Here is a 15,896-nt window from a genome sequence, read left to right as displayed (position 1 = left end):
GCGCCCGTGGGGCTGTGGGGGTTGGGGGGGGGGGGGGCGGGCCTGCCTGCGGCGCGCGCCGGGCGCCCTTTAGTCTTTGGGGCTATGAGCGGGCGCGGCCCGCGGGCCGCGCCGGTGGCGTGCGGTCAGCGTTCGACGAGCCGCTCCGGCGCGGCGGACGGCCCCGTGACGGCGTACCGCAGCGCCGCCGGGAGCCGCGTCTCCGGGTTGGCGATGAGGCCGCCGACCTGCCCCGCGCCCGCCATCTCCTCGGCCACCGCGCCCGGGCGCACGCCGAGCACGTAGTCGGCCTCCATCGGGCTCACCGCGGTGACGCACCCGGGGGGCAGCGTCGCGTACGCGCCGAGGAAGACGCGGCTGCCCTCCGGGATCAGCGAGGCGAGCGCGCGGAGGACGATCCGCGCGGCCGGGCCGGTCACGGTCACGGTCTGCATCTGCTGCAGCGCCTGCCGGATCCGGGCGAGCTGCTCCCCGCTGACGACGCCGCTGGCGACGAGGGCGTTGGTCTTCGGGACCACGCCGTTGCGCCGGCTGATCACGACGGAGTCGTTCACCTTCGACACGACGAGGCCCCGCTTCTCCCGGGAGGCCGTGATCGTCTTGACGGCCCGGCGGGACGCGGCGAGGCTCGGGAACCCCGGGATCTGGTGGATGCCGCGCGCTCCGCAGACGGTCACCTGGGTCCCGTGGACGTGCACCTCGTCGATCGTCTCGTCGCGCATCAGCTCGCCGAGCAGGTGCGTGCCGTTCAGGACGTGGTAGACCCTGCTGGCCATGGCCGGATCCCCGCCGGTGTGCCGGGTGAGGACCTCCAGCCAGAGCTCGGCCACGCGCGGGCGGAGGCTGGTGGCGATCCGCTCGGCGGTGGCCCACGCCGGGTCCGCCGCGGGCGGGGGCGGGGGCGTGGTCCCTTCCGCGGGCTCCTGCGAGGCCGGTGCGGCCTGCGGGGCGTCAGTGGTCTGCGGAGCCTCAGTGACCTGGGGGGTCTGCGTAGTTTGGGGGGCCTGCGTGGTCTGGGGGGCCTGCGTGGTCTGGGGGACCTGCGTGGTCTGCGGTGCCTGGGCGGGGGCCGCGGCCTGGAACCCCTGCCCGGCCGTTCCGAAGGGCGTGCTGCGCGTCATCCGGTGATCTTGCGTGGACGCGGGGGTCCACGCCGGGGCGTCCGCCTTCGGAGCCGAGGGGGTCTCGGCGCTCTGCGCCGGCTCGGGGTCCTGGGGAGGCTGCTCCGCCGGCGCCTCCGCCGGCGCTTCCGGCTCCTGCTCCGGGGGCTCTGCCTGCGCCTCCGGCTTCGCGGCGGCCGGCGGCGCCTCGGCCGGCGCCCCGCCCGCCCCGGCCGCCGCCTGGTCGGCCGGTGCTCCGGCGGACGGCTGCGCCGCCGCGGGGGCCGCGCCGTTGGCGGAGTCGTCCCAGGCGGAGAACAGCGACGCCCAGTCGTCCTGCGGGCTCCGCTGGTCGGTCTCGGTCTCGGAGCCCGCGGCGGCGCCCGTGTCCGCCGGAGCGGGGGCGCCGGTCACCAGGAGCTTGTCCTGGGAGGGTTGCTCTTCCGGCCCGTCGTCCTCCTCCTGGCCGACGCCGATGGCCGCCCAGAAGTCCATTCCGGTGGCGGGCTCATTTTGCGCTGCCATATGGCCGCTTCCTTTCTCGTGAGAGGGCCGGATCAAAGATGATCACTTGGGGTCCATGCCGAGGATCCTCTTCAGGAGGCCGCCCCGGTTGCCCGCCGGCTGCGCGGCCACGGCCTGGCCGAACACCGGGTCCCCGGTGACGAACTGGAGGATCTCACGGAAGGTGACGTCCAGGTCCGGGCCGATCTGCAGCGCGTTCAACCGGCGGTTGTTGGCGGCCTGCGTCCACTCCAGGTCCTCGGGGATCATGCCGACGAACCGCCAGCCGGGCATGAGGTCCATGACGTCCTCCGGGCTGCAGTCCACGTCGGCGCGGGCCCGGTTGAGGATGAGCGACAGCTTCTCGGGGTCCACGCCGCCGCTCCGGGAGTGCCGCGGCATGGTGATCGCGCTGAGCCAGGCTCGGGCGGCCTCCAGCGTCACCCGGTTGGGCTCGACCGGGACCAGGATCGCGTCCGCCTCGGGCAGGACCAGGTCGGTGAACGTCATGTGGTAGAGCTCGGCGACGGGCGTGTCGACGAACACGAAGTCGAACGCCTGCCGCAGGACCGCGATGATCCGCCGGTACAGCATCGCGTTGATCAGTGCCGGGTCGGCCATGGTGATGTCCTGCGGCCCGAGCAGCGTGAACAGGTCGGCGTCCGGGAGGTGCGCGAGATGGGCGCGCACGTTCTCGACCCTGAGCGATCCGTTCGACCGCAGCAGGTCGAGGATCGTCGGCGACTCCACGTTCAGGTACCGCGCGACGTCGGCCTGCTGGAAGTTGGTGTCGACCAGCGCCACCCTCCCGGGCCGGCCAGCCGCGTGCAGATGCCTGGCCGCGTAGACCGACAGGTTCACGGCCGTGGTGGTCTTGCCCACGCCGCCCTTGGCGGAGGCGATGGCGATGACCCGGCCGAGGGCCGGGGCGGGTTCCTCCGCCCTGACCAGCGCGGCGGCGGGCGTCTGCTGCGGCCCCGGCCATCCGTTCGAGACGGGCTGGGCCGGCATCGCGTTGTGGTCCTGCCTCGTCGCGGACTCCGGGGCCGGGGCGGGCTCGACCTGGCCTCCGGGGACGGGCTGCTGCCCCGCGAACCCCTGCTGACCCGGCGCGGCCGCCGGCCACGGCTGGGAGACGGGAGCCGGGGCGGAGGGCGCGGGCGGTTCGACGGCCTGCGGAGGCGCGGCCCCGGGCGGCTGCGCGAAGGACGGCGGCTGCGCCGGGTTCGGGTTCCAGCCGCCGGCGGAGGTCTGGCCGGTGGCGGCGGGCTGCTCGGGCGGCGCCGGCGCCGGTGGCTGCGCAGCGGGTGGCTGCGCGGCCGGGGGCTGCGCGGCCGGGGGCTGCGCGGATGGTGGTGGGGCGGTCGCGAACGGTTGGGCCACCGGCTGCCGGCCCGCGGCGGGCGGCTGGGACGCGGCCGGAGGCGGCGCCGCGGCCGGAGGCGGTGCGGCGGGCTGGGCCGGGGGCTTGCCGGCGATGCCGAACAGCGCCAGCAGGTCCGACATCTTCAGCTGCCCGCCGATGACGTGGACGCCCGGGGCGAAGGCGTCGCCGCGATCCGCGAAGTACCCGTGCACGAGCACGGTGAAGCCGCGGCCGGCGAGCCCGTTCGCCAGAACGGCCACGCCCGCGCCCGGAAGGTCCTCGACGAACCCCGGGGCGAACATGAAGGCGGCGGGGGAACCGACCCGCCCGCTCTTGGACAGGTCGCGAAGTTCCGCCGCGGAGGCGGCGTCGTACACCGCGGAGAACCGGCCGGTATCCCGCAAACTCCGGGCGACGCCCGGATCCCCCGCGACGACGAGGTTCGGCGCAATTGCCATCACTCAGTGTCCTCAGCGCTCTGGTTGTCACCCGGTCGGCGAAGCGGCCGGAATCTCTCTTAGCGACTGTGCGGACAATGACGGATGCCGCCAGCCCCGGATGCCGGACTGTCTCCCTGAGAGCCAACACGACCTGGGAGATGACAACACATGGTCAACCTGAGGGCGGCGCTCGGACGTCTCACCGGGACCAGCCGCGCAGGCCGTTCCGAGGCCGACACCGCCACCATGTGGACCACTCCTTACGCCTGGCGGACCGCCGACGGCGTCTACGTCGGCTACAACGGCGAGGTGTGGATGTACCGCACCGTGCGGTTGTCGCCGATGAAATGGGAGGACCCGGCGGAGCAGCTGTCGCTGGCGGCGCCGCTGTCCAGGCTTCTCGGCGACCTGGGCCGGACGTCCCGGCAACCCGTGGGCGGCCTGGCGACCCTGTCCAACAACCGCAACGTCCACCTGGTCTCGATCACCTGGGACGACCTGGTCACGCCGCCCAAGGAGAACACCGAGGAGCTGCGCGCCTACCAGGCCGAGGCGTTCGGCTTCCTGGCCCCCAAGCGCGTCCTGTTCGTCGGCGTGCAGCTCAGGTCGTCGCTCATGGACAAGACGTCCCGGGCCGGCAAGGGCTCGCAGGGCGGCATGGCGACGTTCCAGGCCTTGACGGATCTGGTCAAGGACTCCATGGCGGACGACGTTCCCGACCTGGCCGACTTCCGCAAGGACATGGAGCACCTCGAAGGGATCTTCAAGCGGGCGGACGCGCAGCTGCCGACCCGGCAGGAACTCGACCAGCTGGAGTCCTGGTACAACCTCGGGCGCGGGCCGGACGCGGTGATCGAGGAGATGCCGACCCGGCTCGGCGTCACCGGCATCGGCGAGCTGGAGATGGCCGCGGTCATGCGGTTCGACCAGCCGATCATGCCGTCCCCGGAGGCCCAGTGGGCGCTGGACGTGATCAGCCACCCCGGCGACGCCCCGCACGTCATCTCCATCCGGGCCGAGCTCGAACCGGCGAACCTGACGCGGGCCCGGGCCCGCCGGGCGCAGCGCCGGATCATGAACAACATGGAGGAGGAGCGCAAGACCCAGGACCTGGAGAAGGTCGAGCTGTCCCAGACCTTCCAGCAGGCCAAGGAGGTCGAGGACTACCTCGCGAACTCCAACCAGCCCATGCTGGCCAGGTGCAGCTTCGTCATGGCGCGGGAGGTGACCGACGCCACCGAGACCTACATGGAGTTCCTCGCCCAGTACTACGGGATCCAGATGAAGGCGCTGGAGCACCGCCAGATCCAGGCGCTGGAGGAGACCCTGCCCTGCTCCTCCGTCCGGGTGAACCCGTTCCTGCAGGACGTCAACGTGCCGATGGTCTCGCACGCCGGGCTCCAGGCGTTCTCCGACCTCGGTGACGACATCGGCGTCTACGGGGGGCTCATCGACCCGGACGGCACGCCGTTCTTCGTCGACCCCCTCGGCGCTCCGCGCAAGAACCTGCCGCCGGTCTTCGGGATCTTCGGCGACCCGGGCAGCGGCAAGACCTTCTTCGCGCAGTCCGTCGCCACCCAGGCCGCGCTGAACGGCCTGCCGGTGATCTTCGTGAACCCGAAGGGCGGCGACTCCCTCTACGGGATGGTGGACTACGTCCAGAGGCTGGGCATCCCCGCCGGGCGCGTGTCGATGTCGGCGCTGGAGGAGTCGCCCGGGGCCTTCGACCCGTTCCGGTACGCGCCGCCGACGATCGCGGCCGAGATCGCGAACGTGCACATCCTGTCCGCGCTGGACGACTCCCGCGACGGTCTGTCGCTGTCGGAGCGGCTCGCGCTCGGCTCCGGGCTGAAGCGGGGCGCGCTCAACGGCGCGCGCTGCGTCTGGGACGCCCTGAAGTACGTCCCCGGTGACGACGCGGACCGGGTGCGCGGCCTGGTGGAGCAGCAGATGGAGGCGTCCTCGATGTTCTCCCTCGGCATCGCCCTCCAGCCGCTGCCCCGCCTGGACATGTCGCAGCGGCTCACGCTGGTCGACTTCGACCGCGAGCTCGGCCTGCCGGAGGGCAAGACGCCGAGCGAGTACTCGGTGTCGGAGCGCATCGCGCTGGCGGCGGTGCGCCTGGTCATCCGCGCCTCGCTGGAGATCCTCATCGCCAACCGCTCGGGCGTGCTGATCGTGGACGAGGCGTGGACCTTCCTCTCGCAGGCCGAGGGCCTGGCCTCGCTGCAGCGCATCTCCCGCGAGGGCCGGTCGCTGAACATCATGCCGGTGTTCCTCACCCAGCGGATCGCGGACGTGGTCACCAAGGACCTGGAGTCCTACCTGAGCCGCGTGCTGGTGCTCAAGCTGAACGAGAAGCGCGAGGCGGAGACGGCGCTGCGGCTGTGCGGCCTGCAGCCGACCGCCGAACGGCTCGCGCAGATCCGCGAGTTCGGCCCGCTGCCGCCGGAGGACGGCAAGCCGGCGCGCTGGGCCCGAGGGATCTTCCGTGACCTGTTCGGGCGGCACGCGCAGGTCGTGCTCGGCCCCACGCCGCCCGAGGCGGCGGAGGCGTACAGCACGAACCCGGAGGACCGCCGCAGGCGCGAGGAGGCCCGCAAGCAGCGCGAGGAGGCCGAGCGGGCCGAGTACGAGGCGGCCGTCACCGCGGCCGCGCAGATCGACCAGGCCGCCGCGCCGCCGGGGCAGAACGGCGCGGCCCAGGCCCCGGCGGGCGAGGACATCGGCGCCGCGGCGCACACGGGGCACGACGTCAACGCCGCGCCGCCGCAGACGGGGGAGGGGCAGAACCAATGGCTCGTCGGCTGAGGCCCGGTCGTGGGCGTTCCGGTGACCCCCGGAAGGGGAACCCCCGCGGCCAGGGGGAGTCGGGCGGCGCCAAGGCGGCGCGCCAGAGCCCGCGCCGCGGACTCCAGCTGCTGGTGTGGGCGCTGGCGCTGACCGTCTTCGGCGGTCTGGCCCTGCTCTCCGGACAGACGGGGGGCTTCGGGTCCGGAGGCCAGTCGTCACGGGCGGCCGCATCGCCCGCGCCGGTCACGTCATCTGCGCCGGTCACGTCATCTGCGCCGGTCACGTCATCTGCGCCGGTCGCGTCGTCCGTGCCGGTGGCGCAGCCCGGGACGGGCTCCGACGGGCGCCTGCTCGCCGCGCCGCTGCGGCCCGACCCGGGGGAGCCCACCGGGTCGACCGACGTGTGCTCGAACTACAAGGAGCAGAGGGACTTCCTGCCGCTGCACCGGTGGACGTCCTTCGAGCTCTTCGTGGTGGACAACGCCCGGATCTTCAAGACCCAGCGGTTCGTCTCGATGATCGCGGGCTTGATGTTCATGGCGGCCGGGCTCTGCTGGCGGATCATCGGCACGCTGATGGGGTTCGGCTACTCGTTCGACATGATCTGCCAGACGGACGCGGCGAAGGCGATCAACTCCGTCGTGCGGACCTTCTCGCTCTACGCGGCCTGGTTCCTGATCCCCGCATGGCTGTTCGTGCTGGCGGCGGTGGTCAAGAGGTGGTCCGCCACCGGCGGCAACCGCAAGGGGCCGGCCGCGGCGATGCGGCTGGTCGCGGTGTTCCTGGCGGCGAACGGGCTGGTCTTCTTCATGGGCGACCAGGCCGACAAGCACCAGGACAACCCGACGGCGCCGTACACGGCGCCGTGGATGGCGACGACCGTCCAGGGCTGGTTCGGTGTCGCCTCGTCCTCGCTCAACAGCCTGCAAAAGATCGGCAGGTTCAACGAGGGCAAGGACACTAATCCGGTCTTCTACGACAACCAGGGCGGCGGGACCGGCAAGGTCACCTGCGCGGCCCTCGACGCCACGCTCTACGACCAGTACGAGAAGGGCAACGGAGCGGCGAGCTCACTCGGCGACAACGGCACGACGACGCTGATGCAGGTGAGCAAGATGTGGGAGATCTCGCTCGTCCGTTCCTGGCAGACCGCGCAGTTCGGCGAGGGCACGAAGGACTATCCCTCGCCGGCGCACGCGTCGTGCCGCTTCCTCGAAGCCAAGGCCGACGTGTCCTCCGCGAGCAAGATGAAGGCCTACGACCTGTCGGTCGGACTCAAGGAGAACACCACCAAGCCGGAGATGGCGCGCGGGTACTTCATCTCCCCCGGCGCGGACGAGCAGATGATCTTCGTCGCCTGGGGCGCCTGCAAGGGACCCGACAGCGGGGACGGGGGAGGGGCCAAAGAGCAGCCCCTCATCGACCAGTGGAACGCGCCCGACATCGACGACGCGAAGAAGGCGTGCGGGAAGCTTTTCAGCAACAAGGGCTACGAGAACGACAAGAGCGGCACCCAGCTCAGCGTCGCCGGCATCGACGTTCTCTGCTTCATGTGCGACAACGGCACGATGGGGCCGTTCTACTTCAACGGCGACGACGAACTCAAGGACAAGCTCGGGAAATGCTACGCGAGCCAGCCGGCCTGCCAGGCCGACTGGAACTTCGTGAGCGCCTGGCTGGGCAAGAACCAGGCCCAGCGTCTCACCCAGGGCCTGCTGTCGATGATCGTCGCCTTCGTCTTCCTGTTCGTCATGGGACCGATGGCGATAGGTATGACGGTGTCAAGTGTGGGCTTGGCAGGCCTGGTCATGATATTGCCTATAACATTTTTGCTGATCGGGGCGGGTCTGCCGCAGGGAATGCGGGTGCTCAAACTCACCGGCGCGGCGGCGGCGGGTGATTTCCTCTTCACCCTGGGTCTCACATTCCTGACGATGTTCACCGACACCACGTACCAGGCCATCGAGGCGACGACCAACGACGCGACACCGAACTTCTTCCAGCAGGTCGCGCAGGGCGCGGCCCCTCTGGTCGCGCTGTTCCTGTTCAAGAAGATCAGCAAGATCCTGAGCCTGGGGGACATCTCCACCACCAGCGGGGCCACGGGATTCGCCACGGCCATCGTGATGCGGAGCAGCGGCGACCCGAGGCTGTCGCGCAACGCCGGTCAGCAGGTGTCCCAGCGCCTCGCCCGCCTCGGCGTGGGCCGGGCGCGGCTGGGCGCCCTGGACGAGCGGTCGCTGCAGCGGCGCATGCTCGACAACCGCGCGACGCGGGCGGTGGCCGGCGCCGCGAAGCGGCGTGCGCAGCGGGCCGCCCGCCCGGTCACCGACTGGGCGAAGGACAAGTACGACGGCGGACGCGCGCGCCTGCAGCGCAGTGTCATGAATCTGCAGCACAAGGCCGCGTCCGGCTCGCCCAAGCAGCGCGCGGCGGCGTACGCGGGGCTGACCGCGGGCCTGGCCGGGCTGACGATGATGGCGCCGCCGGCGGTGCTGGCGACCCTGCCGCTGATGGCCTTCACCGGCGCCGCCGCGTCCGTCCGCGGCGGCCAGGCGCTCGGCGACGCGATCGGCCCCAAGATGCTCGGCAAGGGTGCGGCAGGCGCGTCCGGTCCGCCGCTCGCGGCCGGGATGCCCACGGCGGCCAGTGCCCGGACGGCCATGCGGGAGGCCGACGACTGGCACCGCAACATCATCAGGGTGAGCGACCCCGAGGAACGCCAGAGACTGATCGCCGAGCGCACCGAGGACGTGTTGAACGCGAGGCGGGCTCGGCTGTGGGGCGCCGGGCAGCCGAACGGGCTCCACCCCGACTTCACGGGCTTCGACAACGAGGCGGAGATGGAGCGGGGACGTAAGCAGATGGCGGACGAGATGGGGCTGAAGCCCGACGACATCCTCATGGGGATGAGCGGGCAGGCCCTCCCCGCTCCGCCGAAGTTCGACAGGGTGACCGGACGGATGGTGTACCCGGAAGGGCTCACCCCCGAGCAGTTCGGCCACTGGATCTACCACATGGACCCGTACACCCTGGAGAAGAAGCCGGGGGAGACCAACGACCAGCAGATCGCCCGGCTGGTCGCGCAGGCGGCCGAGCGCGGGTACGTCACCTCCGACGGCCAGGACGTCGACGTGCTGCTCGCCAACGGGTTCGACACGCGCCTTCCGGAGGTGCGCGAGCGGGTGGCGCACGTCGTGTCGGGGGGCAAGGACCCGGAGATCCAGGGGATCCGCATCACGTCCCGCCGGGCGGAGGACGTCGCGGTGTCGGCGAGCCGCGAGTGGGCCAAGATCGACGCGGTGATACCGCCCATGCCGACCTCGCCGCCCACGGTCCACCTGCAGGGTCCGTCCCAGAACGTGATGGACGTGGGCGACGCGGCGCGCCAGGACGTCGTCGGCGGCTTCAGCAACGTCAGGGTCAACTCCGGAACGGCGGGGGAGGCCTGGCAGCAGATGCAGCGGCAGGCCGGCGAACTCCGCAACCTCCTCCAAGAGCTCAATGACATCAACGCCGCGCAGGCCTCGGGCTTCGGAGCCGACTTCCAGGTCGATCTCGGCTCGTTCCGCCGGCAGATCCAGGACGGCGTGCGGAACTTGGAGAACGTGGGCACGCAAGTGCGTGACGCGATCGACGCGTTCTCCGGGGCGCAAGGCGTCTGCGAACTCCAGGTCCGCGCCGCCGGATCGGGGGGAGGCGCGATCGACATGAGCGAGATCGCGCGATTGGCCGACCGGTTCACGGCGAAGATGCGGCGGGACCAGCAGCAGTTGCACGAGGAGGTCGAAAGGCTGTTCGGCGCCCTGTCCCGGCCGCTGGACGACGCGGACGGCGCCGGCTCGATGATGGACGCCGTCGACCGGCTCACCGACCTCCTCTCGCGGCGCATCTCCCGCGAGGAGCGGAGCGGCCAGAGCGTGGCCGACAGGATCAGGGACATGGAAGAGGCGTTCAGGAACAGCGCGTCGATGTCTCAGAGCGACCCCCGGATGTCGTCGAGCCAGAGCCAGCCGGCCGACATCCGCCACATCATGAGGGAGATGTTCAGCCGGCAGATGAGCGGGAGATGAGCGGGACGTAGTCCCGGGATCCTTCGCCCGAACGCAGAACCGGCCCCCACCCTCTCGAGGGTGGGGGCCGGTCGGTGTCGGTGTCGGCGTTCACGTTCACCCGCCGACGTGCTCGCAGGCGTTGACGCCCTGCGTGCGGCAGTCCGTGTACTTCAGGTCGTACTCCGCCACCTTGTCCCAGAACTCCTTCGGGGACGTGATGCGCGTCCACTCATGCAGCGCCACACCGGTGAGGGTGTCGGCGAGCTGGAGGTGGTCGTTGGAGACGGTGACCTCGATGTCGCCCCCGGTGTCCCGCAGTCCGCTGAACACGAACCCGGAACCCGTGCCGTAGCCGGTGAAGGGCTTCGGGTCCTCCGGGAGCTTGGTGCCGGAGCCGGACCAGGTGACCTGGGTGTAGTCCCCGGTCACCTGCTTGCCCACGCCGCGGTAGGCCTTGAAGTGCAGCAGGCCGAACTTGCTGCCCTCCGAAGCCCACGCGAAGTACTCGTCGTACTGGGGCTGGGTCGGGTTCGCGGTCGTGCGACCGGGTCGGCCGTCGTCGTGCTCCGTGCCCGAACTCGTCAGGGTGATGCCGATTGCCGCCGCGATCGCGACGACCACGGCGAGGAGACCGAGTACGATTGCCAGATTCTTGGGCTTCACGCTTGTCACGGTTAGTCCTTCCGGGGAAGGCGCGAGAAGCCGGCGGATGGACCCGGCTTCTGTGCGCGTCTGATGAGACGCAAACGGGGCCGGGTCGGCTCTGTTTGCAATGTGCCCGTCAATTGTCGCGCACTACGCACCTACTTGCAAGCGGACGGTTCCTTGTGTTCGTTTCCGGGAGGCTCGCGTATCGAGCGCCGACGCCGACGGGAAACGGCCGTTACGCCGTTTCCGCATGTTTTTTGTCACGCGGAAACGGCGTCAGTCGCGGATTGGCTTATCACACCTTGCTGGCGTCGACCCAGCCGGACCAGACGGCGCTGTCGTAGGCGCGCTCGACCCTGGAAACGTCCGTGCTGGTGTTGGTGTGCACTTTGTAGCCGTCGGCCAGTTGCATGGCCACATGACCATAAGTGGGTTCCACCAGGTCGCCGGGCTTCAATTGGCTGAACGGGATGTTGTGCACCCAGGACACCTGCCGGAGTGTATGGGTGGTGGGGGCGTTGCCCTGGTACAGGTTCGGAATCGCGCCGCTGTCGCGGTAGGCCCTGGAGACGAAGCTGGAGCAGTCGGCCGAGTTTCCGCTGTTGCGAGTCGGGCCCGCGCTCGGATTGGTGTTCTGGGTGTAGATCCAGTTGAGGTGGGTCAGGGCCCATTTGATCGCCATCGCGGCCTGCGGGGTGCGGGCCTGGGCGACCGAGTCCACGCACAGCTTGCGGATGCCGATCTCCTTGGCCCCCTGGCGCAGGGTGTTGCCCGGGGCGTTCTCGGGGCACCCGTCGGGCCCGACCGTCACCTGCACGGTGCCGGTGTCCAACGTGCCGCCGCCGCCGGTCGCGAGCGACCCGATCAGCTTGCCTGCGCTGTCGAACGGGGGGATGACGCCGCCGAAGAACCAGGCGTACTCGACGGCGACCTGCTCCAGGGGCAACAGGATCCCCTGCGTGTTGCTGAGCCGGGTCCACGCCTCGGTCGCGTCCGGGGCGATCGGCGCGCCGACCGGCTTCAGCGGGCGCAGCGCCAGTCGCGGAATGACGAGGGTGTCCTCACCGACGACCGGCGGGGTCTCCTTGTTGGCCTCCTCCCTGCCCTGGTAGTAGTTGCCCAGGCCGTTGAGGTTGGTGCTGTCCGCCCCGCTCCCCGCCAGGTCCGCGGCGATCTGGGAGAGGGTGCTGTTGTAGCCGGGGGCCCAGGAGCCGATCATGCATGCGGGGTCGTCACCCGGGTCGGTGATGCCGTGGGCCTTCTCGACCGCATCCAGCTTCGGCTGCCACTCGCTGTACACCTTGTCGACGCCCGGCGGCTTGTCCAGCGACGCGAACTCGTTGGCGTACGGGGCGACGTCGGTCAGGAACTTCCTCATCACCGCGATGCACTTGTCGGACGCCTCGAAGGACTCCTGCCCGGGCCCGATCAGCGAGAACAGCTTGAGGTCGGTGCCCATGGCGATGCTGAGCTTCTGCCAGCCGCCGACCATCGGCTGGAAGACGCCGAGGTCCTTCGGGCGGTCCTCCGGCGGGACCTTCTCGACGGAGAGCACCAGCTTGGCGGCGCCGGCGATGTTCTTGTCCACATCGCACCGGTCCTCGACGCCGGCCTCCTCCGCCTCCTTCTTGGTCATCGGGAAGATCCCCTGGCGCGAGTCCTTCTTGTCGTCGCACCCCTCGGTCTTCCACTTGCCGGCTCCATAGCTGACCGACATCGCCTCGTTGACGAGGGTTTCAACGGCGGCGGGCCTGTTGTCCTCCACCGTGTACTTGAACTGCCCTTCCTGGTACTTGCCGTCGGTGACCAGGTAGAGGTTCTGGATGCGGTTGGTCTCGCAGCGCCAGACCGTAATGATCTTGAAGCTGACCGACCACGGCTTCTCGGGGTCGTCCGGCGCAGGGACGGCGCAGGGACCGTCGGGGTTGGCGGTCCGCTCCATGAAGATCCCGGAGGTCGCGATCGCCTTGCTCCAGTACTTGCGGGCCTCCGCCTGGTCCTTCTCGTTGCCGTCGGCCTTCCACTGGGGGCTCTTCGGGTCGCGGTGGACCTTCTCCGCCGCCTTGACCAGCTCGAAGGCGACGAAGTACGAGGACTGGCAGGGATTCTGCGGATCGAGGCCGTGCATCCGCATCTGGCCCGCCGCGGCGGGCGTGAGGAGGTACGGCCCGGTGCCCTGGTTGTCCTTGCCGCCGATGTCGGGGTCGGGGTTGGCGACGTCGCAACCCCAGGCGTAGACGCCGGCGCTCGCGGCCCCCGGCGATCCCGCGGCCGCACGGCCCGTGGTGGCGGACGCGGGAGCCGCCGCGGCGGCGGGGACCGCCCGGGGCCCCTCGGGCTCCAGGTGGTACGAGGCGGGCTGCGCCGCGGAGCCGGCCGGGTGCGCCTGCGCGGCGGCCCGCATCTTCGTCATGACGCCGTCGACGTACTTCCAGGCCGTCGGGTTGAAGTCACAAGCCCCCGGGCACTGGTCCCACTTCTCGGGGCTGGGGCCCCAGCTCCCCGTGAAGTGGTCGACCGCGATCGGCTGCCACATGTGGTACTTGTTCCACATCCGGATGATGTCTTCCTTGGCCCGCCGGTCCTGCACGCTCGGCGGAGCCTGGCACGCCCTCGCGTAGCCCCCGTAGTTGTTCCAGGTGCTGGTGATGTACTGGTAGGCCCCGCAGGCGGTGCTCTGGTTCGTCCCGGCATTGCGGTCGTAGACGCCGTTCGACTCCTGCATGCGCAGGGCCCAGAGGAACCAGCCGAGCTGGTGGCTGAAGTCGCCGTCCGGCGGCGCGACGTGGTTGCTCCCGGTTCCTGGCACGGTGGCGGTCGAGCCCGGTCCGGAGACCCCCTCGACCGGCCCCGGCCCAGCGCCGACGGTGTTGCTGGCGTTCACGTCCACGCCGCCCGTGCTGCCGTCGCCGGAGCCGTTGCCGCCGGGAACGTCCTTCGACTTGCGCCCGGGGTCGCGGTCGACATTGTCGTAGGGGCTGTAGCGGGCGAAGTCGGTCTGCGCCTTGGCGAGACCCGCCAGGATCGTCCAGGGGACCTCGGAGTAGTCCTGCGCGCTGCCCGAGGTCTGCTCCGACGCCTGCTTGAGGATGCGCTGCCAGTTGCCGGGGAAGTACTCGGAGACCTTCTCGTCCGATTTCGGCTCCGGCTGGGCTTCCGGGTTGTCGTCGTCGACGTTGACGCCCAGAAGCAGAGCGGCGATCAGAAGAATGGAGATGAAGGCGGCGAAGATCGGCAGGCCGACGGTCAGCAGGATCTTGAGCCTGCTCCGGTTGTGCTCGCTGCTCGACCCGGATGCGCTGGCCTTGTCCTTCTTCTTCTTGTTCTTCTGGTTGCCCTTGGTGTACCTGCTCTGGAAACCGGCCCAGAACGACTCGGGCGCCAGCTTCCCGAGGGGGGACGACCTGAGCTGGCGCATCACGAGCCAGCGGCCGAGCCGGTTGTTCATGGCCTTGTCGTAGACGCCCGGCGCGTACCGGTCGAGGAAGCGCCCGAGAGCGAAGTTGGCGCCCTGGCCCACACCATGGGCGATCTTGTCGCCCTTGGTGTCGCCCTCCGGCATCGTCAGGCCGTACCTGCCCGCGACTTCCTCGGCGGCGTTCTTCGCGGCGTCTTTGGCGGCGTTCTTGGCGGCGTTCTTGGCGGCGTCGCTCAGAGCCTGCTTGACCCCGCGCGGGGACTCGCCGTTCGCCAAGGCCTTGTTCGGATCGTTCGGGTCGCCTTCGGCGGCGCCCTTCGCGGCGGCTCCGGCCGCCCGCTGCCCGGTGAGCGGATTGAGCTTGTTGAGCTTGACCTGTCCGCCCAGGAGCGACGCGTCGCCGTAGGGGTTCTTCCCCTGGCCGTCCACGCCGCGGTCGATGGCCGCCTGCTCCGCGAGGATGTCGGCGACGTTCTGCGGTTGCTGGGCCGCCGCGGCGACCCGGGGGTCCGAATCGAGGGTCGCGACCTCCTCCGGCGTGAGCACGGCCAGGTCGTCGGGCAGTTCGCCCTCCGCCACCGGTTGCAGCGCCGTCGGCCCGGACGTGGGCTGAGGCGGGTCGCCCAGAAGCTCACCGCCGTCCAGAGGCCGCGGTGAGATCTCGGAGCCCTTCCCGGGGCTGCTGTCCTCGTCCATCCAGGGCATTAGCCGCTACCTCGGTTCCGCTACCCTTGCTCAGCTCTACGCTCACCCCCCGGACGCGGGAGACGATCGACCATGACCGTCCGCCGATTCGCGGTGAGGGCAACGGACGGCCGTATACGGGCGCGAGTGCGCGCTAGCCCGCCCGCAAGGCGTATCCGCGCTCGTCCGGCTCCACGAGCAGTTGCACGACCTCCGGCCGCGCCCCGCCCGGACGGGTGATCGTCGCGCTGAACAGGTACTGGCTGTTGCCCGTCCTCGTGGGGTCCGCGACGGTGATCCCCTGCACCGCCGAGCCCGGTGCCATGCCCTTCTTGGCCGGAGACGGCCGCGCCGCGCCGATGAAGGGGATGCCCTTCCAGTTCCCGGACACCGTGGCCGAGGCCGCGGCCGTGGCCAGGTTGAGGGCGCCCGCCGGGACGACCGTCGTGCCTCCGCCCGTCACCGGGACCTTGGCGGCGGCGGTCGCGGTGAAGTCGTTGGCGGAGGCCCCGGTCGGAAGCACCTGCGAAGGGGAAGCGGAGGTGCTGGGCGTCTCACCGGGGCTCGGCGACTCGGTGAGGGTCCGGGGGTCGAGCGTCTGGACCTGGTAGCTCGGCGCCTGCCTCCCGGCGGTGGGGGCGCCGGAGGAGTCGCCGTGGTCGAGGACGGCGCTGACCGCCAGCATCAGGACGATGCCGCCGACGCCCGCCCACACCGCGATGTTCCACCATTCGGGCAGCTCGGTGTCCTGGAACAGGCGCCGCCGCCGGAAGCCCTGGCGGGCGTAGTCGGTCATCTTCGGCATGCCTCTGACCGTCGCCGGCGCGGGTGTCCGGGCAACCGGCCGGCGGTGATGTGTCGCGAATCGTTATGGCGTCCGGGACGCGA

Annotated in this window: 7 protein-coding genes; 2 read left to right on the top strand and 5 right to left on the bottom strand. The window is 70.7% G+C overall.

Translation table 11 applies throughout. The annotated features are described in order from the left end of the window. Positions 1 to 125: 125 nt before the first annotated feature. Both AB0C87_RS02710 and AB0C87_RS02705 read right to left on the bottom strand, forming a co-directional pair. Positions 126 to 1,625 (bottom strand): hypothetical protein, encoded by a 1,500-nt coding sequence (locus AB0C87_RS02710; protein WP_360576190.1) that lies wholly within the window; start codon positions 1,623 to 1,625, stop codon positions 126 to 128. Between the two features lie 42 nt (positions 1,626 to 1,667). Beyond that, positions 1,668 to 3,428 (bottom strand): AAA family ATPase, encoded by a 1,761-nt coding sequence (locus AB0C87_RS02705; protein WP_345177060.1) that lies wholly within the window; start codon positions 3,426 to 3,428, stop codon positions 1,668 to 1,670. A gap of 150 nt (positions 3,429 to 3,578) precedes the next feature. Here AB0C87_RS02705 and AB0C87_RS02700 point away from each other — a divergent pair, with 150 nt between their 5' ends. Both AB0C87_RS02700 and AB0C87_RS02695 read left to right on the top strand, forming a co-directional pair. Then, positions 3,579 to 6,221, top strand: a complete 2,643-nt coding sequence (locus AB0C87_RS02700; RefSeq protein WP_345177062.1) for an ATP-binding protein — start codon at positions 3,579 to 3,581, stop codon at positions 6,219 to 6,221. Positions 6,222 to 6,511: 290 nt separating this feature from the next. Then, positions 6,512 to 10,276, top strand: coding sequence for a hypothetical protein (locus tag AB0C87_RS02695; RefSeq protein ID WP_360576187.1), 3,765 nt, complete (start codon positions 6,512 to 6,514; stop codon positions 10,274 to 10,276). A gap of 96 nt (positions 10,277 to 10,372) precedes the next feature. Here the strand turns inward: AB0C87_RS02695 and AB0C87_RS02690 are convergent, their stop codons facing one another. The 3 genes from AB0C87_RS02690 to AB0C87_RS02680 form a co-directional block, all read right to left on the bottom strand. Then, the gene (locus tag AB0C87_RS02690; RefSeq protein WP_360576185.1) at positions 10,373 to 10,930 is read right to left on the bottom strand and encodes a hypothetical protein; all 558 of its coding nucleotides are present in this window, start codon (positions 10,928 to 10,930) and stop codon (positions 10,373 to 10,375) included. Positions 10,931 to 11,201: 271 nt separating this feature from the next. Further along, positions 11,202 to 15,020 carry a hypothetical protein gene (locus AB0C87_RS02685; RefSeq protein WP_360576183.1) on the bottom strand — a complete coding sequence of 1,273 codons (3,819 nt, stop codon included), beginning with the start codon at positions 15,018 to 15,020 and terminating at the stop codon, positions 11,202 to 11,204. 142 nt (positions 15,021 to 15,162) lie between these two features. After that, on the bottom strand, positions 15,163 to 15,813 hold the full coding sequence (locus AB0C87_RS02680) for a hypothetical protein (RefSeq protein ID WP_353834485.1): 651 nt from the start codon (positions 15,811 to 15,813) through the stop codon (positions 15,163 to 15,165). Between the last annotated feature and the right edge of the window lie 83 nt (positions 15,814 to 15,896).

Source organism: Actinomadura sp. NPDC048021 (assembly GCF_040653135.1).
GTDB classification, from domain to species: Bacteria; Actinomycetota; Actinomycetes; order Streptosporangiales; family Streptosporangiaceae; genus Spirillospora; species Spirillospora verrucosospora.
This window is presented reverse-complemented; position numbering and strand designations above follow the sequence as displayed.

What these genes read in the sequence shown, in the direction of transcription:
- AB0C87_RS02710 (WP_360576190.1), bottom strand. Translation starts at nt 1,625, where the DNA reads ATGGCAGCGCAAAATGAGCCCGCCACCGGAATGGACTTCTGGGCGGCC.
- AB0C87_RS02705 (WP_345177060.1), bottom strand. Translation starts at nt 3,428, where the DNA reads ATGGCAATTGCGCCGAACCTCGTCGTCGCGGGGGATCCGGGCGTCGCC.
- AB0C87_RS02700 (WP_345177062.1), top strand. Translation starts at nt 3,579, where the DNA reads ATGGTCAACCTGAGGGCGGCGCTCGGACGTCTCACCGGGACCAGCCGC.
- AB0C87_RS02685 (WP_360576183.1), bottom strand. Translation starts at nt 15,020, where the DNA reads ATGGACGAGGACAGCAGCCCCGGGAAGGGCTCCGAGATCTCACCGCGG.
- AB0C87_RS02680 (WP_353834485.1), bottom strand. Translation starts at nt 15,813, where the DNA reads ATGCCGAAGATGACCGACTACGCCCGCCAGGGCTTCCGGCGGCGGCGC.